This is a genomic window from Mycobacterium adipatum (assembly GCF_001644575.1).
GTDB classification, from domain to species: Bacteria; Actinomycetota; Actinomycetes; order Mycobacteriales; family Mycobacteriaceae; genus Mycobacterium; species Mycobacterium adipatum.
Map to the genome: position 1 here is coordinate 5,511,794 of NZ_CP015596.1, position 16,612 is coordinate 5,528,405.

Genomic DNA, 16,612 nt, shown 5'->3' on the forward strand with positions numbered 1-16,612 from the left:
ACACATCTGTATGGAGATCCTGGCCAGCCGCATGCTGATCCGGCCGGCCGGCTACCCGGAGTCCGTCGAGTTCTATCGCGACCGGATCGGGCTGGCCGTCGCCCGCGAATACGGCGGGGGCACCGTTTTCTACGCCGGGCAGTCGTTGATCGAGCTCGCCGCGCACGGCGGTCCGTCGGCCGGCGGCAGTCTGTGGTTGCAGGTGCGCGACGTCTATGCGACCGAGACGGAACTGACCGGCCGCGGAGTGACCATCGCCCGGTCCGCCGCCGAGGAACCGTGGGGGTTGCATGAGATGCACGTCGTGGATCCCGACGGTGTCACCCTGATCTTCGTCCAGGTTCCCGACGCCCACCCACTGCGCCGCGATACCAGAGACTAGCGCGCCGGTGCCGCCAGCGGCCAACCCACCGACGCCAACCGGGATGCGACCTGGTGCAGCTCTTCGGGATTGGGCTCCTTGTCGGTGATCAGCTGGATGGCGCCGCTGATCTCCGCCTCGGTGACAGGGGTGTCGCCGTCGCTGGTGCGCAGTACCGACTGGGCTGCCTTGATGACCTCTTCCTCGGTCAGCGAGCGCTTCAGCAGCGCCAGCAACGCGAAGTAGTCGGTCCGCGGCACCCCCTCGGGGTACCCCTGGTGCAACCAGTCCAGCACGTTTTCCAGAACGGACTTGCTCTCAGTCATGTGTCGTCTCACTTCTTGGGCAGGAACGGGAACAGGTCCACACCGGTGTGGTGAATGATCGTGGCCCTGGTGATCCACAGCACCGCGGTCACGATCACCCAGCCGACGAACACGAACGCGGCGATCCCGAGGACTTTCAGCGCGGGGTTCGGCGCAACCGCCGCGGAATCCGTGCCGTCGCCCCCCTCGCCGCGGGCGTAGGCCACCAGACCGAGCGCGAACACGGCGGGCAGACCCGCGCCCAGCAGCAGTCCGATGCCGAGCACCTTCAGAATGCTCTCCAGGTAAGCCATGTGAGTTCCTTGTCTCGTGCCGGATCAGACCGTCGCGGTGGGTTTGTTGTCCGTGGTGGTGGCGCGCACCTCGGCCGGGACAACGGAGTTCGTCGACGAATCCCAGTCGGCGTTGACGTTACTGTGGTCGACCTTCTGCTGCTGGGCGCGCCACCACAGGTAGAAGGACATCCCGACCAGGATCAGGAAGATCAGACCGTCACCGACCAGGGCCGAACCGGACAGCGTCTTCACACCGTCGGACAACCAGTAGGACAGCGCCCCGACGAGGCCGGCGGCGGGCAGCGTGATCAGCCAGGCCACGGCCATCCGGCCCGCCACCGCCCAGCGCACCTCGGCACCGGGCTTGCCCACACCGCTGCCCAGGATCGAACCGGTGGCCACATGCGTGGTGGACAACGCCATTCCGGCGGCACTGGAGCTCAGAATGATTGCGGCCGAAGATGCTTCGGCGGCGAAGCCCTGCGGCGACTCGATCTCGACGAGACCCTTGCCCAGCGTGCGGATGACGCGCCAGCCGCCCAGGTAGGTGCCGAGTCCGATCGCCACCGCACAGCTGAAGATGATCCAGAAGGGCAGACCCTGTTCCTTGACGTCGCCGGTCAGATGCCCGGTGGTGATGAGCGCGAGCGCGATGACTCCCATGGTCTTCTGGGCGTCATTGGTGCCGTGCGACAGGGCGACCAGCGAGGCCGTGGCGACCTGTCCCCAGCGGAAGCCCTCCCGCCGGCGCTTCTCGGCCACGTTGCGGGTCAGCCGGTAGACCATCCAGGTGCCGCACGCGGCGACCAGGCCGGCGATCGCGGGCGCGGCGATGGCCGGGATCAGCACCTTCTGGGTGACTCCGGACCAGTTGACCCCGACGGTGCCGAGCGCGGCCAGGCCGGCACCGATGAGCCCACCGAACAGGGCGTGTGAGGAGCTGGACGGAATGCCGAACAGCCAGGTGAGCAGGTTCCACAGAATCCCACCGACGAGACCGGCGAAGATGATGGTCAGACCGGTCGAGGCGTCGATCCCGGGCAACAGCGCACCCGATTTGGCGTCCTGGACCTTGAGCACCGATGTGGTGACCGTGACCGCGACCTCCACCGACAGGAACGCGCCCACCAGATTCAGCACACCGGCCAGCAGCACCGCGGTCTTCGGCTTGAGCGCTCCGGTGGCGATGGAGGTGGCCATCGCATTCCCGGTGTCGTGGAAGCCGTTGGTGAAGTCGAATGCCAACGCGGTGGCAATCAGCAGCACCAGGATGATCAGCTCAGCGCTCATGCCGCAATTCTGGGACATCTCACCGTGTTTCGCCCAATTTCGACCAACCCCATCGGACACCTCTCACCTGCAGGTTTGACCGGTCAACCAGAGGTGTTCGCCAAGCGTTCATCACTGCACACGCGATCGGATGGAAGTTGCCCATCACATCGGCGCAGGTGACACCCATCTGGCAGGCTGGCGCGGTGAACGCTTTCCTGGCACGGATCGCCGCCTGGCTGACCGCCGGCTATCCGGAGGGGGTCCCCGGACCGGACCGGGTGCCACTGCTGGCGCTGCTCACCCGGCGGCTGTCCAACGACGAAGTCACCACCGTCGTCCAGGACCTGATGGATCGTGGCGAGTTCGACCGGGTCGACATCGCGGTGCTGATCACCGGGATCACCGACGGACTGCCCCGCGACGAAGACGTCGAACGGGTACGAGCACGGCTGGCCGCCCGGGGTTGGCCGCTCGATGACCCGCGCGACCCCGATCCGGAGGGTCCGTCATCGCTGTCCTGACCACGGTGCCCGTTGCCACCGGCACCGCGGCGCTGGCCATCCTGCCGGAGCTGGAGGCTGCGCTCGGCGGGGCCGGAGCGCTGCTGCCGGTACCGGCGGCCGACGCCCGGCAGCGAAGACTGCTGGAGGTCACGCTGCGTACCGGCGAGCCCATCGACGAGGACATCGCCGTCGTGGTCTCCACCTCGGGCACCACCGGAAACCCCAAGGGCGCCATGCTGTCCGCGACAGCACTCACCGCGAGCGCCGACGCCACCCACCGCCGACTCGGCGGCACCGGCCGGTGGCTGCTGGCGCTGCCCGCCTATCACGTGGCCGGACTGCAGGTGCTGGTCCGCAGCGTGCTCGCGGGTTCGGCGCCGGTCGCGCTGGACGCCCGTTTCGAGCCCGCCGACCTGGTGGCGGCGGTGCACGCGCTGGGGCCCGGGCGGCGCTACACCTCACTGGTATCCAATCAGCTGGACAAGGCACTGGCCGACCCGGCCGCCGCCGCGGCGCTGGCCGAACTCGACGCCGTGCTGATCGGCGGCGGACCGATGCCCACCGGTCTGCGCGAAAGGGCTTCCGCCAAAGGGATTCCGGTGGTGCGGACGTACGGGATGAGTGAGACCTCGGGCGGCTGCGTATACGACGGCGTCCCGCTGGACGGCGTCGCGATTCGCCTCGACGAGGTGGCCGGCCCAACCGGTCGGGTGACGCTCGGCGGCGCGGTGGTGGCATCCGGGTACCGCAACCCGGTACAGCCCGATCCGTTCGCCGAACCTGGCTGGTTCCGCACCGACGACTTTGGCACCCTTGATGATTCGGGTGTGCTGAGCATTCTGGGCAGGGCGGATGACGCGGTCAGCACCGGCGGGCTCACGGTGCTGCCCCAACTGGTGGAGAACGCGCTGGCCGACCATCCCGCCGTCGCCGATTGCGCGGTCTTCGGCCTACCCGATGACCGGCTCGGCCAGCGCGTCGCCGCCGCGATCGTGCTGGTGGCCGGGCTACGCGAACCCACGCTCGCCGAACTGCGGGACCATATCGGCACGACGCTGGATCTCACGGCAGCACCCCGCGAACTGCATATCGTCGACGAACTGCCGCGGCGCGGCATCGGCAAGCTGGACCGGCGGGCCCTCATCCAGCGCTTCGGCGGGCATGATGGAGCGGGTGAGCGCAACTGAAGTGACGACCGTCGAGCAGCTCCGCGAGATCGTCGGGCACCCACACCCGGCCGTGGCCAACAAGGTGGCCGGAAAGCTCGCCGATGTGCACCGCACCTGGCTGCAGAACTCGCCGCTGTGTTTCGTGGCGACCACCGATGCCGACGGTCACCTCGACGTGTCCCCCAAGGGTGATCCGCCCGGATTCGTGCACATCATCGACGACTCGACGATCGCCATCCCGGAGCGTCCCGGGAACAAGCGCGTCGACGGTTACCTCAACGTGCTGGCCAACCCACACGTGGGCACACTGTTCGTCATACCCGGCCGCGGCGACACCGTCCGGATCAACGGAACCGCCCGAATCGTTTCGGACGCAGACTATTTCGACGCGCTCACGGTGCAGGGGAAGCGGCCCATCCTGGCGCTGGAGGTCAGCATCGAGGAAGTGTTCTTCCACTGCTCCAAGGCCTTTCTTCGCGCCGACGCCTGGAAGCCGGAAATATGGACCCCGGAGTCGGTGCCCAGCACCGCGCAGCTGGCCAAGTCCTTCAAGGCCGAGCAGACCCTCGAGGAGCTGGAGGCCTATTACAGCGAGGAGAACTACCGAACACAGCTCTACTGACCGGCCGCGCGCACCAGGATGGCCCGGGTGTAGAGCAGGTGGAAACCGCGTCGCTGCACATTGCGCTGCGAGAGCGATCCCGGCGCCGTGGTGACCACCGCGATATCGGCACCCGCCGCCTCGGCATCGTGCAGGCGGGCGGCCAGTAGCGCCCCCTGCACACCGCGCCGGCGGTCGGCCGGGGCGGTGGCCGCTCCGGTCAGCTGTGCCACGCCGTCGGTGACGCGCATGCTGCCGCCGCCGGCGATATGACCGTCGAGCACCGCCAGATAGGGGGTCACTCCGGCCCCGGCGAAATCGCGTTCGGCGCGGGCCACCACCTCGCGCGGGAACTCCTCGGGGCTGGGCACCCCCTCCCCGTCCGGGTGCGCGAACCCTTGCACCACCACATCGACCCAGGCGTCGAGTTCGTGCTCCGACGCGGGGCGTACCTCGATATCGGCGGGCGCCTGGCCGGCCGAGTGCCCGCCGAGGGTACGGCCGAGCACATCCTCGAAAGCCACCGCCCGGTATCCCCGGGCACCGAGCAGTTCGGCGATCCGCGGATCGGCGAGGGTGCTCAGTTCCACCGGTGTCGGCGATCCGCGTTCGGCGTAAGCCCGCTCGACCGCGTCGAATTCGGCCGCGGTGGGCACACCGCCGAATCCCAGACCCACCACCTTGTTGAAGGGCGCGCCCGGCTCGGCGAAGGCGGCCAGTCCGCCGGCCACCGGCAACGCGAACCCCTCGGTGCCGCGGTGCCGTGCCGCACCGACCGCCGCGCCGATGAGCGCGGCCTCGGCGTGCTCGATGCGCCGGCCCAGTGCGGTGCCGCAGAACAGGATGCTCACGGCGGCACACTCTGTCACCACAGTGACATCAGCGCCACATAAATTCCGGTGCCGACGAAGATGGACAGCAGCGCGTGTCGGCGCCACAGCTGCAGGCCCGCCGTCACCAGAACTGCGATGATCGCCCACAGTTGTTGTCGCCCAGCCGCTTCGGGGACATCTCGGACGGTGTAGAGCGCCAGCATGACCATCACCCCCAATGGCATGTGCAGGCTCAGGTAGCGCACCACGGCGCTGTGCCGCATGGGCGCCAACGCCGCGAACGGTACTGCACGCAGTGCCCAGGTGATCGCGGCGCTGACGGCGACGAGGATCGCGATGTACCCGGCGTCAGGCACCGCGGCGCTCCGCCAGCAAGCGTGCGAACAGCAGCGCGGTGAACGCCGTAAAGGCCCACACCAGCATCTGCCCCGGCGCCAGCAGCCCGGCCGCCACCGCACACGCCACCGCCAGCAGCGCGGTCAGCGGGTCCGGGTGCTGGGAGTAGGCGTCGATGGCCAGCACGATGAACAGGGCGGTGAGCGCGAACTCCAGGCCCTGTAGCCGCTCGATCGGCAGCGCCGCACCCAGCAAGGCACCCGCTGCCGCCGACACCGTCCAGGTCAGGTGCAGACCGGCCTGCATCGCCAGGATCTGTCCCGACGTCCAGGTGCGGGCGGCGGGGCTGACGCCCACCGCGAACGCCTCATCGGAGAGGACGTAGGTGCTGTACGTCTTGCCGGGCACACTGCGGACCCGGTGCAGCGGGAACGACAACGCGTAGAAGACATGCCGCGAGTTCACGATCAGGGTGGTCAGTGCGACCGTGGCGACGGGCGCCCCGGCCGCGGCCAGCCCGACCATCAGGAACTCCAGCGACCCGGCGTAGATGACGGCGGCGAACACCGGCGCCCACCACCACGCCAGGCCGGCGTGCACCACCAAGAACCCCAACGCCATGCCCAGGGGTAGAAAGGCCAGGCCAATGGGGGCTGCCAGGCGAAGAACGGACATCGGATCAGTTTGACAGTCCGGCAAACGGGTACCCCGACGCACCATGAGGACCGAGTTCCACGCTCAACTCGACCGGCTCACCGCCGAGCTCGGGGAGATGTGTGGAATCGCCGCGACGACGGCCGCCGACGCGACCGCGTCCGTGGTCGACGGTGACACCGCCGCGGCGGGGCGGGTGCGATCGCAGCTGCGCCACCTGGATGCACTCGAGCAGCAGGTGGAGCGGCGCGCGTTCGCGCTGCTCGCGCGGCACGCTCCGGTGGCCCACGACCTCCGTCTCGTCATGACGGCGTTCGGCATCGCGGCCAACGCCGACCGGATGGGCGCGCTGGCCATCAACATCGCCGGGATCGGTACGCGGGCACGCACCGGTATCGCCGTGCCCGCACGGACCCTAGGCCTGTTCGCCGATATGGGGCGCCACGCCGTCGAACTCGCCGAGCGCGCCCAGCGCGCGGTGGTGGCCGGTGACATGGCCGAGGCGGTGCGCGTCCAGGAAGGCGATGCGGCGATGAACGATCTCAACCGTGAGCTCTTGGGCACGGTGCTCAACGACCGCTGGCCCGACGGGGTGGCCGCGGCCACCGATGTGGCGCTGCTGGGTCGGTTCTACGAGCGGTTCGCCGACCATGCCGTCGACATCGCGCGCAAGGTGATGTTCCAGGTATCCGGCAGCACACCGCGCGCCGGCCAGATACCGCTCTGACCGACCCCGCTGGGCCTCCCAAGATTGCCATTGTCGGGGGCCTCAAGTGGGCAAACTCTCCGCCACCGCACTCTCGCGGGCCATCGCGGCCGACCGGTTCAGCCCGTCGGATCAAGGTCACAGAATTGGCACAGATGTTAATAGAGTGAATATTGTGAATAATGATGGGCATTGAAGGGGGCACGTAGCGGACCGAAACAGTCGAGGAGAACTAGAGAAATGGCCGCCCGAAGATTGGCCGTGCTCATGACGGCGGCACTGGCGCTCGGCCTGAGCCCGTGGACCGCACCGATCGCGGCGGCCGCGCCACAGTGCTCCGATATCGAGGTTGTCTTCGCCCGTGGGACCGATGAGCCGCCCGGCATCGGCAAGGTCGGCAAGGCCTTCGTCGAATCGCTCAAGCCGATGGTCAAGGGCAAGTCCGTCAGCACCTACGCGGTGAAGTACCCGGCCACCTGGGACTTCATGAAGGCGGCCATCGGCGCCAACGATATGAGCAAGCGGGTCCAGATGATCGCCGCGCAGTGCCCCAAAACCGATATCGTGCTCGGCGGCTACTCGCAGGGGGCCGCGGTGGTGGACATCGTCACCACCGCCCCGATCGCCGGACTCGGCTACACCGCACCGCTGCCGGCCTCTGCTGGTCCGCACATCACCTCCGTGGTGGTGTTCGGCAATCCGTCTGCCCGCATCGGTAACCCACTGACCCGGATGAGCACGGTGTTCGGGCCGCGCACTGCAGATCTGTGCGCACCGGCCGACCCGGTGTGCTCGCTGGGCCGGGACTGGGATTCCCACGTCCAGTACCCGGAGTCCGGTCTGGTCAAGCTCGGCGCGGAGTGGACCGCCAAGCTGATCAAGGCCGCCGACCAGAAGCCCGCAACCACCAAACCGATTCAGGGCACCTCAGCCTCGACGCCAGGTTGATCCGTCCACCGGATACAGCAGATGGGTGCCGCGCAGGCCCTTGAGTTCGACCTCGCGCGGCGCACCCAGCCGGATATCGTCGAGATCTTTGACGGCCGCACCAACAGCTGCGCTGAGCAGGATCTCGCCGCCGTCGGCCTGACCGGCGACCCGGGCCGCCATGGCGACATCGAGCCCGAACAGGTCCTCACCGCGACGCACCGAGGTACCCATGTGCACGCCGATGCGCACCTTGATGGACTCCCAGCGCTGCGGGTTCTCTTCCAGCGCGCCCTGCACCGCGGCGCTGCACCGCACCGCGTTCTCCGGATCGGCGAAGGCCATCATGAAGCCGTCACCCTGGTTCTTCACCACATGCCCGCCGTGTTTGACGACCAGCGACTCGATCAGCTTGTTGTGCTTGCCCAGCACCCGCACCCAGGCGCGGTCACCCATCGATTCGTTGAACTCGGTGGAGCCCTCGATATCGGAGAACACGATGACCACCCGGCCGTCGGCGGTGAGCCTGGCCAGGTCGGGCCGTTCGATCTGGGCCCAGCCCGCGAGGTCTTCGATCGAGTTGCGCACGGTGGCGCCGAGGCCCTTGTTGATCAGCATGTCCGCGGTTTGAAAGACCGTCTTGAGCGCCAGCGGGGCGACCCCGCGGCGCCGGCGCCGGCGCTGGTCGTCCTGCTCGGCCAGCAGCCGGGTGAGCTCGCGACGGACGGTGCCCAACTGGCGACGCACCACGAGGAAAAGCACCAGGAAGGTGATCAGCCCCGCGAGCAGTAGTCCGGCGGTGACCAACAGGAGCAGTTCGGTGCCGGTCACCCGCCGATTATGGCGGGTCGGCCGGCGCCGCGGTTCATTCAGGCAGCGAGTTGCTCAACCGCTCGGTGGCCGCCAGGTAATCCTCGATGAACTCCAGCACCACATCGCGGGCCGGTTTCACCTTGTTCATCAGGCCGACGCCCTGCCCGACGAAGTAGGTCGACAGCAGCTTCGCGCCCTCATGCCCCTGGTCGGCCAGCGCGTCGATGCGGCGCAGCACCGGCTCGGACAACATGTTCTGCAGCGGCAACGGAAGCGGCTGCTGTCCACCGGGATTGGGCGCCCAAGCGTCGGTCCAGTCCGAGCGCAGCTGCCGCGAGGGTTTGCCCGTGCGGCCGGCCGAGCGCACGGTGTCCCGCGAGCTCGCGGCCAGCATCTTGGTGACGGTGTGCGGCTCGGTCTCGGCCTCTTCGGTGGTCAGCCACACCGAACCGGTCCAGGCGCCCGCGGCGCCCATGGCCACCGCGGCGGCCATCTGGCGTCCGGTGACGATGCCGCCGGCGGCCAGCACCGGCACGGCATCGTCGATCGCGTCGATCACCTCCGGGACGACCACCAGGGTGGACACCTCACCGCAGTGCCCGCCGGCCTCGGTGCCCTGCGCCACGATCAGGTCAACCCCCGCGGCGACCTGCTTGACGGCGTGCTCCTTGGCCCCGACCAGTGCGGCGACCGGGATTCCGCGCTCGCGGCCCGCCTCGATCATGTAATTCGGCGGCACGCCGAGCGCATTGGCCATCATCTTGATCGGGTGACTCATCGCGACCTCGAGCAGTTCCTCGCCGTTCCCACCGGAGAGCACGGGCTTACCGGTACGGACCTTGGTGTCGGGTTCGATGCCGTGATCGGCCAGCAGCTTATTGACGAACTCGCGGTAGCTCTCCGGGATGCGGGAGGCCAGGTCATCGCTGGACAGCGCCTCACCCTTGCCCTCGAACTTTGCGGGCACGATGATGTCGATGCCGTAGGGCTTGCCGTTGACGTGCTGATCGATCCAGGTGAGCTCCTGATCGAGCCGCTCCGGTGAGTACGCGGCACCGCCCAGCACGCCGAACCCGCCGGCGTTGGAGACCGCGGCCACCACATCGCGGCAATGACTGAAGGCGAAGAGTGGGAAGTCGATGCCGTAACGCGCGCAGAAGTCCCCGGACGTAGTAGTCATCCGCTCATTATCGACACCCGTCAAGTTTCCTGTGACCCGGGGTCCGTCGATGAACACCCATAGTGTGGAGGACATGCCGATTCGAGGCCGGGAAGCGGCGGCGTTGTCCGTCGGGGTGGTCCTGCTGGTGGCGGCGTTCGCAGTGCCGCACCTGGGCCTGGGCACCCTCACCCCGATCATCAACAGCACACCGGAACGCGTCCGCGCCTTCGCCGACACCGCGCCGATCTTCGGATGGTGGGAGGCGCACGTCGGGTGGGGAACGGTGCCGGCCCTGCTGATCGCCGCGGCGGTGGTGCGGTGGGGCCCGGACGTCGCCGGGCGGTTGCGCTGGCGGTCCCTGGTGGGCCTCACCTGGGCCACATCGTTGCTGTGGGCGTTCTCGCTGGCGATGGTCGACGGGTGGGAGCGTGGCTTCGCCGGCCGGCTCACCGCGCGCCACGAGTACCTGCGTCAGGTCCCGACGATCACCGACATCCCCGAAGCGGTCCGCACGTTCTCCGCCAGGATCTTGGACTTCCAGCCGGATTCCTGGATCACCCACGTCTCGGGCCATCCGCCCGCAGCGCTGCTGAGCTTCGTCTGGCTGGACCGCATCGGACTCGGTGGCGGCGCGTGGGCCGGATTGTTCTGCCTGCTGGTCGGTTCCAGCGCGGCCGCGGCCATCATCATCGCCATCCGCGCGGTCGCCGACGAGGCCACCGCGCGACTGGCGGCGCCCTTCGTGGCGGTCGCCCCGGCGGCGATCTGGATCGCGGTCTCGGCCGACGGTTATTTCGCCGGGGTGGCGGCCTGGGGCATCGCCCTGCTGGCGCTGGCCGTGCACGGGCGGCCCCGCCGGGCGGTGCCGGCCGGCGCCGGCGCCGGACTGCTGCTGGGCTGGGGCATCTTCCTCAACTACGGAATCGGACTGATCGCGCTGCCCGCGGTGGCGGTGCTCCTGACCGCCACCGATCGGCGCTCGGCGCTGCGCGCCCTGGTACCCGCCGTCATTGCGGCACTGGCGGTGGTGGCTGCCTTCTATGCGGCGGGTTTCTGGTGGTTCGACGGCTATCACCTGGTGCAGGAACGCTATTGGCAGGGCATCGCCAACGACCGGCCATTCCAGTACTGGGTGTGGGCCAATCTGGCGTCTACGGTGTGCGCCATCGGTCTCGGCAGTGTGGCGGCACTGGGTCACGTCTTCGATGCGCGCGCGTTGCGTCGGCGTTCGGGACTGCATCTACTGCTGACCGGGGCGCTGCTGTCGATCATCCTCGCCGACCTGAGCATGCTCAGCAAAGCCGAGACCGAACGCATCTGGTTGCCGTTCACGGTGTGGCTCACCGCCGCCGGGGCGCTGCTGCCGCCGCGGTCACACCGTTGGTGGCTCGCGCTCAACGTCGTGGGCGCCCTGGCGATCAACCACCTGATTCTGACGAACTGGTAACCGCCGCAACAACAGGTAGACCGGTACACACAGCCACACCAGGGCCAGCGCGGACAACAGACCCAACGGATAGTCGCGATCCAGCACGGTCGGGTTGTCCGGGCGCAGTCCGGGTTTGCCGTACACCGGGACGGCCAACAGCACCAGCACCACGCTGCACAGCGCGGCCACCGCCAACGGCGACCGCCAGCGCGACGGGAGCAGGCGCCCGCCGGCCAGGCCCACCGCGGCACACAGCGGCGCGAACGCCAGGTCGTGGATCACCACGGCCACCACGGCCCATGTCAGGACCCGCACCACCGTCGCCGTCGGGAGTTCCAGCAACAGCACCGCGCCGTAGCAACCGACCCCGATACCGGCCAGCGCCAACAGGATCCGCGTCGCCGTCACGGCAGCACCTCGATACGGGACAACCATTTCGTCTGCAAGACGCCGGGCCGGCTCGGCGCGATCAGCCGACACGGATAGCCGTGGTCGAGATTCAACGTCTCCCCGTTGAGTTGCAGCGCGATCAGGGTCTGCGGATCGCGCGCATGCCGCGCCGGCAGCACCGTCCGCGAATAGGGGCCGGGCGCCTCCAAGGAGACCATCCGCACATCGGCATCCGGCGAACCGGCCACCGCGGCCAGCAGATCCACCAGCACCACCCCGGTCCACTCGGCCTCGGCGCTCCACCCCTCCACACATGCGATCGGTAACCGATACGTGGCCTGCGGGAGCGCCCGCAGGTCGTCGACGGTGAATGCCCGGCTACGTGCCCCGTTGGTCACGGTCAACCGGTACCGCGGCGAACGCGCCGTCGCGAGAACACCCGCGGCGATCGCGCTGCGGTTGACCGGAACACCTTGTGGCCCTTCACCGCTACGCGGCGCCAGCACAGAGACCCGGCGCAGCACCGGAACGGTCTGCCCCGCGGTCACCACCGTGGCCGCCGCGACCGCCAGCCAGGTGCCCCGCAGCACCGTGCGGCGGTTCGGTCCGACGTGGACACCGTCGGTGACATCGTCGACCGGTTCGCCGAGGGCCCGGCGGACGATCGGCAGTTTCACCGCCAGGTGCACCAGCACCGCACCCGCCGCGACGTAGGCCATCGCGTAATGCGCTGGGGGGAAATAGAACTCGAACACGTACCAGTGCGCGATGTTCAGCAGACCGGTGGTCAGCTCGAACAGGATCGAAGCGACGAGGACCAGGATCGATCCCCGCTCCAGCAGACGGACCGGCCCCCCGATGACCGGTCGCTGGAACAGCTTCGGCCACACCGACCAGAGCTTGACCACCACCAGCGGAATCGCGGCGATGCCGGAAGCGACGTGTAGCCCCTGGGTCACCCGATACAGCCAGACCGGCCGGGTCGGCCAGGCGAACCATGGCTGCGGGTGCTGGATGAAATGGCTGAGTAGTCCGGTGACAAAACACACCGCCACCGCGAGCCCCAGCGCGACGCCCACCCTGGCGGTCACGGCGGTGCCGCGCAGCGTGGTCACCGGACGGCCAGACTCGCGATCACGCGATCACCGATGGGATGCACCGACCGCAACACCAACCCGACGTCCGCGGCGATCCGCGCCGCGCAATCCAGGCCGACCGTGGCCCACCTGAACCACGGACCGATGGCCTGGTCGGACTCCAACCGCACCCACCGCGCCTCCACCCCGCTCGCCGCCGTATCGAATTCGGCCAGGCACTCGCCCCCGCGGCGCAGCAGCTCGCCGGCCCGCTGCAGCACCCGCCACGGGTCACCACCCAGCCCGACGTTGCCGTCGGCGAGCAGGGCGGTGTGCCAGCGGCCCACCCCGGGCAGCGGGCCGAACAGGTCGCGGCGCAGCACCGGCACTCCGCTGCTGCGCGCGAGCTCGACGGCACACGCCGACTGATCGACGCCCAGCGCCGGCACGCCGCGGCGCAGCAGGTCGGCAACCAAACGCCCGGGGCCACAACCCAGGTCGATGGTGGGACCGGTACACATGCCGACGATGGCGCGGTCGAACGGGTTGTCGGGCTGCGACCCGATCAGCCAGTCATGCACCGGCAACCGTTTCACCCGGCCGTCCTCCTGGCGGATCCAACATCGCTGCCCGTCCAGGGCCTGCTCGTAGAGATCCCCGTGCACGCCTACACCCCCGCCAGCCGGGTGGCCTGGGCGAATCGACCGCCGGGGGCGCACACGCAGCGCACCCCGTCGATATCGGCGACGGTGTCGACATCGGCCAGTTCGGTCACCAGGCGCACACCCAGACCCGCGTCGAACAACGCGAGCAGGGTGCGCGCTCCGGTGTCCGGTTGTGACATCGGCACCGTGCGCAGACACTCGGCCATCGAAGGTTTCCGCACGCCCAGCACCCACCAACCGCCGTCCGCGGCCAGGCCGAGCACCGCGTCGGTGTCGCGCAGCCCGCGGCAACACTCGTCGATCAGCTCGGGATTGACCTGCGGGGTGTCCATACCGATCTGCAGTACCGGCAGTCCGAACGCGGCGGCGTCCCGGTGGGCGTGTGCCAGCCGCTCGGCAAAGCCGTGGCCACGTTGCTCGATCACGGTGAAATCGGCGAGCCGGCGCTCGATCTCCCGATACCGGCAGGCCCGCGCCAGATCCCCGGTCATCGCGACGACCCGCCGCGACACCGGGACGGCGGCCACCGTGTCCAGTGTGTCCAGCAACGCCGCGGCCGCGATATCCGCGGCCACCTCGGCACCCAGATCGGCGGCCAGCCGGGTCTTGGCCAGCCCCGGCACCGGCGCCTTGGCAACCACCAGAACGGTGCAGGCCCACATCAGATGGCTCGCCAAAAGTCCAGCGCCGCAATGACGCTGCCCCGCACAGATCCGCTGACCTTGGACTTGCCGGCAGTCCTCGAACCGTAGCGGACGTCACGTTCGACCACCCGCCAATCCGCGCGCGCCGCCCGCACCAACAGCTCCAGCGGATAGCCCGACCGGCGGTCGGTCACGCCGAGACCCAACAACGCGTCCCGGCGGGCCACCCGCATCGGGGCGATGTCATGCACCGGCAGCCGGTAACGCCGGCGCAGCCGCCAGCACACCGCGGCGGTACCCAGCCGGGCGTGCCACGGCCAGCCGACCCCCGGCCCGGCGCGGCGCCGGCCGATCACCATATCGGCGCCATGATCGAGTTCGGCCACCATCGACGGCAACTCCGCGGGATCGAGCGACCCGTCCCCGTCCAGAACGGCGACGATGGGGGTCTGCGCCGCCACGACCCCGGCATGGACCGCCGACCCGTAACCCGGACGGGCCTCGTGCACCACCGTCGCCCCGTGCGCACGGGCCACCGCGGCGGTGTCGTCGGTGCTGTTGTTGTCGACCACCAGCGCGGTGTACCCGTTCGGGATCGCCGCCAACACACCCGGTAGCGAATGTTGCTCGTTGAGACACGGGAGGACGACCGTCACGGAAGCCGGCCGGCGATCGGTCATGGCAACGACGCTAGGCCGACTCCGCTCCGGGTGCCACGGCAAAATGGTGACAGAACCGTGACACCGCTGCCCGGCGGGCCGGTGGCGGCTAGCCTCGAAGGCTATGACCCGGGTGCTGATCGCCGACGACGACACCGTCGTGCGCGATGTGGTCCGGCGATATCTCGAACGCGACGGACTGGAAGTGGCGATCGCCCAGGACGGGGCCGAGGCACGGCGACTGCTCGGTTCCGTCGATATCGACGTCGCGGTGCTCGACGTGATGATGCCCGAGTCCGACGGCCTCACGCTGTGCCGCGATCTGCGCCGCGACGGCAATTTCAGCCTGCCGGTGATCCTGTTGACCGCCCTCGGCGAACAGGACGATCGGATCGCCGGTCTGGAAGCCGGCGCCGACGACTATCTGACGAAACCGTTCAGCCCTCGCGAGTTGGCGCTGCGTGTGCAATCGGTGCTGCGGCGCAGCGGTGCGATTCCGGTTGCCCCCATGGAACTTTCGTGCGGCGATCTCAGCGTGTCGACGGCGGCACGCTCGGTGACGGTGGCCGGACGCCCGATCAGCCTGACCAACCGGGAGTTCGATCTGCTGGTGTTCTTCCTGACCAATGGCGATACCGTGTTCTCCCGGTCCGACCTGCTCAAACGGGTATGGCACTGGGACTACGGCGATATGTCCACGGTCACGGTGCACGTCAAGCGGTTACGCGCGAAACTCGGGGACCAGCACCGCATCCAGACGGTGTGGGGCCGCGGCTATCTGTGGAGTGCGCGGTGACCGATCTGTGGGAGATCGCCGGCTGGGCGCTGGCCTGCTCGGTGCCGGTGGTGGCCGCCGGCGCCATCGCGATCCGGCTGGCGCGCTCGTGGTCGCTGGCGGTCAGCATGGTTGCGCTGGTGTTGATCCCGACGATCGCCACGTTCACCGGTGTGTTGGGAGCCAGCGGCTTCATGATCACCGAGACCTTCCAGCAGATCGCCGTGGTACTGGCGATCGTCTCGACGGTCACCATTCCCACCGCCGTGATGCTCGCCCGCTACCAGGCCCGGCGCACGGTGTGGGAGCGCCAGATCCGGGATTCCGAGCGGGCCGCCGAGCAGTCCCGGCGCCGACTCGTCGCGTTTGTCAGCCATGACCTGCGCACACCGCTGGCGGGGATTCGCGCCGTCTCGGAGGCCATCGCCGACGGTGTGGTCACCGACGACGATGTACGTTCGCACGCCAAACACATCGAGCAGGAATCCATCCGGCTTGCCGAGATGGTCGACGACCTGTTCGAGATGTCGAAGATCAACGCCGGCGCGGCGGCGCCCATCCACGAACTGGTCGCCCTCGACGAGGTGGTCGACGATGTCCTTGCCGCGCACCGGATCCCGGCGCGACGTGCCGGGGTGGCGTTGCATGCCGAGCTTCCCGATCGAGCGGTCCACGTCCTCGGCAGCGACCGGGCTCTGGTACGGGTGCTGTCGAATCTGGTCGCCAATGCCACCGCCCACACACCGGAGGGCGGCAGCGTCACCTTGACCGTCGGGTCCGAGGGACCCCAGGCCTGGGTTCGGGTGGACGACACCGGTGTCGGCATCGACGAGGACGACCTGCCGCGGGTCTTCGACGTCGCCTACCGCGGGTCCAATGGGCGTGTGCCACGGCCGGATTCGACGCTGCCCAACGGTTCGGGGCTGGGCCTGGCGATTGCCGCCGGGCTGGTGCAGGCACACGGCGGGTCGGTCACGGCGCAGAACCTGACGACCGGTGCCCGGTTCGAGGTGCGGCTGCCGCTGCCGTGCTGACC

22 protein-coding genes are annotated in these 16,612 nt (G+C 69.0%); 9 read left to right on the forward strand and 13 right to left on the reverse strand.

All coding sequences use genetic code 11. From position 1 onward, the window contains the following. Positions 1–10: 10 nt before the first annotated feature. Positions 11–382, forward strand: coding sequence for a VOC family protein (locus A7U43_RS26180; RefSeq protein WP_068000883.1), 372 nt, complete (start codon positions 11–13; stop codon positions 380–382). On the opposite strand, the gene A7U43_RS26185 is transcribed toward A7U43_RS26180, so the two are convergent. The 3 genes from A7U43_RS26185 to A7U43_RS26195 are packed head-to-tail and all read right to left on the reverse strand — an operon-like array spanning position 379 to position 2,252. Beyond that, positions 379–687 carry a DUF3349 domain-containing protein gene (locus A7U43_RS26185; RefSeq protein WP_068000885.1) on the reverse strand — a complete coding sequence of 103 codons (309 nt, stop codon included), beginning with the start codon at positions 685–687 and terminating at the stop codon, positions 379–381. The genes A7U43_RS26180 and A7U43_RS26185 overlap by 4 nt on opposite strands. An 8-nt stretch (positions 688–695) precedes the next feature. Then, the gene (locus tag A7U43_RS26190; RefSeq protein WP_068000889.1) at positions 696–980 is read right to left on the reverse strand and encodes a hypothetical protein; all 285 of its coding nucleotides are present in this window, start codon (positions 978–980) and stop codon (positions 696–698) included. A gap of 24 nt (positions 981–1,004) precedes the next feature. After that, positions 1,005–2,252, reverse strand: coding sequence for an inorganic phosphate transporter (locus A7U43_RS26195; RefSeq protein ID WP_068003819.1), 1,248 nt, complete (start codon positions 2,250–2,252; stop codon positions 1,005–1,007). Between the two features lie 185 nt (positions 2,253–2,437). On the opposite strand from A7U43_RS26195, the gene A7U43_RS26200 reads away from it, so the two are divergent. From A7U43_RS26200 to A7U43_RS26210, 3 genes are read left to right on the forward strand one after another with little or no spacing between them, the layout of a single operon-like run. Next, positions 2,438–2,755 carry a DUF3349 domain-containing protein gene (locus A7U43_RS26200; protein WP_068003823.1) on the forward strand — a complete coding sequence of 106 codons (318 nt, stop codon included), beginning with the start codon at positions 2,438–2,440 and terminating at the stop codon, positions 2,753–2,755. Between the two features lie 5 nt (positions 2,756–2,760). Beyond that, positions 2,761–3,924, forward strand: coding sequence for an o-succinylbenzoate--CoA ligase (gene menE, locus A7U43_RS26205; RefSeq protein WP_231963472.1), 1,164 nt, complete (start codon positions 2,761–2,763; stop codon positions 3,922–3,924). After that, positions 3,902–4,528 carry a pyridoxamine 5'-phosphate oxidase family protein gene (locus tag A7U43_RS26210; RefSeq protein WP_068000892.1) on the forward strand — a complete coding sequence of 209 codons (627 nt, stop codon included), beginning with the start codon at positions 3,902–3,904 and terminating at the stop codon, positions 4,526–4,528. Before menE ends, A7U43_RS26210 begins: the two co-directional genes overlap by 23 nt. On the opposite strand, the gene A7U43_RS26215 is transcribed toward A7U43_RS26210, so the two are convergent. Genes A7U43_RS26215 through A7U43_RS26225 form a run of 3 tightly spaced genes read right to left on the reverse strand, consistent with a single transcriptional unit; the run spans position 4,522 to position 6,351 of the window. After that, positions 4,522–5,349, reverse strand: coding sequence for a GNAT family N-acetyltransferase (locus A7U43_RS26215; RefSeq protein WP_197500100.1), 828 nt, complete (start codon positions 5,347–5,349; stop codon positions 4,522–4,524). The two genes, A7U43_RS26210 and A7U43_RS26215, sit on opposite strands and share 7 nt — an antisense overlap. Positions 5,350–5,372: 23 nt before the next feature. Next, positions 5,373–5,696: a branched-chain amino acid transporter permease gene (locus tag A7U43_RS26220; protein ID WP_068000896.1), complete on the reverse strand. Its 324-nt coding sequence runs from the start codon at positions 5,694–5,696 to the stop codon at positions 5,373–5,375. Further along, entirely contained in the window at positions 5,689–6,351 is a 663-nt protein-coding gene (locus A7U43_RS26225; protein WP_068000899.1) for an AzlC family ABC transporter permease, read from the reverse strand. Before A7U43_RS26225 ends, A7U43_RS26220 begins: the two co-directional genes overlap by 8 nt. A 43-nt stretch (positions 6,352–6,394) precedes the next feature. Here A7U43_RS26225 and phoU point away from each other — a divergent pair, with 43 nt between their 5' ends. Together phoU and A7U43_RS26235 are read left to right on the forward strand one after the other, a co-directional pair. Continuing rightward, positions 6,395–7,057, forward strand: coding sequence for a phosphate signaling complex protein PhoU (gene phoU, locus A7U43_RS26230; RefSeq protein WP_068000902.1), 663 nt, complete (start codon positions 6,395–6,397; stop codon positions 7,055–7,057). Between the two features lie 219 nt (positions 7,058–7,276). Beyond that, complete coding sequence (locus A7U43_RS26235) at positions 7,277–7,984, forward strand: cutinase family protein (RefSeq protein ID WP_082902323.1); 708 nt, start codon at positions 7,277–7,279, stop codon at positions 7,982–7,984. Here the strand turns inward: A7U43_RS26235 and A7U43_RS26240 are convergent. Both A7U43_RS26240 and A7U43_RS26245 read right to left on the reverse strand, forming a co-directional pair. Further along, the gene (locus tag A7U43_RS26240; protein WP_068000906.1) at positions 7,964–8,794 is read right to left on the reverse strand and encodes an adenylate/guanylate cyclase domain-containing protein; all 831 of its coding nucleotides are present in this window, start codon (positions 8,792–8,794) and stop codon (positions 7,964–7,966) included. The two genes, A7U43_RS26235 and A7U43_RS26240, sit on opposite strands and share 21 nt — an antisense overlap. A gap of 34 nt (positions 8,795–8,828) precedes the next feature. Then, complete coding sequence (locus tag A7U43_RS26245) at positions 8,829–9,956, reverse strand: nitronate monooxygenase (RefSeq protein ID WP_068000909.1); 1,128 nt, start codon at positions 9,954–9,956, stop codon at positions 8,829–8,831. A 73-nt stretch (positions 9,957–10,029) separates the two neighbouring features. Between A7U43_RS26245 and A7U43_RS26250 the strand changes: the two genes are divergently transcribed. Further along, positions 10,030–11,385 carry a hypothetical protein gene (locus A7U43_RS26250; RefSeq protein WP_068003830.1) on the forward strand — a complete coding sequence of 452 codons (1,356 nt, stop codon included), beginning with the start codon at positions 10,030–10,032 and terminating at the stop codon, positions 11,383–11,385. Here A7U43_RS26250 and A7U43_RS26255 read toward each other — a convergent pair. Genes A7U43_RS26255 through A7U43_RS26275 form a run of 5 tightly spaced genes read right to left on the reverse strand, consistent with a single transcriptional unit; the run spans position 11,311 to position 14,822 of the window. Further along, the gene (locus tag A7U43_RS26255; RefSeq protein ID WP_068000914.1) at positions 11,311–11,775 is read right to left on the reverse strand and encodes a hypothetical protein; all 465 of its coding nucleotides are present in this window, start codon (positions 11,773–11,775) and stop codon (positions 11,311–11,313) included. The genes A7U43_RS26250 and A7U43_RS26255 overlap by 75 nt on opposite strands. Continuing rightward, the gene (locus A7U43_RS26260) at positions 11,772–12,863 is read right to left on the reverse strand and encodes a molybdopterin-dependent oxidoreductase (protein WP_156526186.1); all 1,092 of its coding nucleotides are present in this window, start codon (positions 12,861–12,863) and stop codon (positions 11,772–11,774) included. Before A7U43_RS26260 ends, A7U43_RS26255 begins: the two co-directional genes overlap by 4 nt. Before the next feature lie 5 nt (positions 12,864–12,868). Then, a complete protein-coding gene (locus A7U43_RS26265) occupies positions 12,869–13,498 on the reverse strand; it encodes a class I SAM-dependent methyltransferase (RefSeq protein ID WP_068000921.1) in 630 nt (209 codons plus the stop codon). 2 nt (positions 13,499–13,500) lie between these two features. After that, positions 13,501–14,160: a TIGR04282 family arsenosugar biosynthesis glycosyltransferase gene (locus A7U43_RS26270; protein ID WP_068000922.1), complete on the reverse strand. Its 660-nt coding sequence runs from the start codon at positions 14,158–14,160 to the stop codon at positions 13,501–13,503. Then, positions 14,160–14,822 (reverse strand): glycosyltransferase family 2 protein, encoded by a 663-nt coding sequence (locus A7U43_RS26275; RefSeq protein ID WP_068000925.1) that lies wholly within the window; start codon positions 14,820–14,822, stop codon positions 14,160–14,162. Before A7U43_RS26275 ends, A7U43_RS26270 begins: the two co-directional genes overlap by 1 nt. 103 nt (positions 14,823–14,925) lie before the next feature. Here A7U43_RS26275 and A7U43_RS26280 point away from each other — a divergent pair, with 103 nt between their 5' ends. Both A7U43_RS26280 and A7U43_RS26285 read left to right on the forward strand, forming a co-directional pair. Further along, positions 14,926–15,597, forward strand: a complete 672-nt coding sequence (locus A7U43_RS26280) for a response regulator transcription factor (RefSeq protein WP_068000928.1) — start codon at positions 14,926–14,928, stop codon at positions 15,595–15,597. Further along, positions 15,594–16,610, forward strand: a complete 1,017-nt coding sequence (locus A7U43_RS26285; RefSeq protein ID WP_068003832.1) for a sensor histidine kinase — start codon at positions 15,594–15,596, stop codon at positions 16,608–16,610. Before A7U43_RS26280 ends, A7U43_RS26285 begins: the two co-directional genes overlap by 4 nt. Positions 16,611–16,612: the final 2 nt, after the last annotated feature.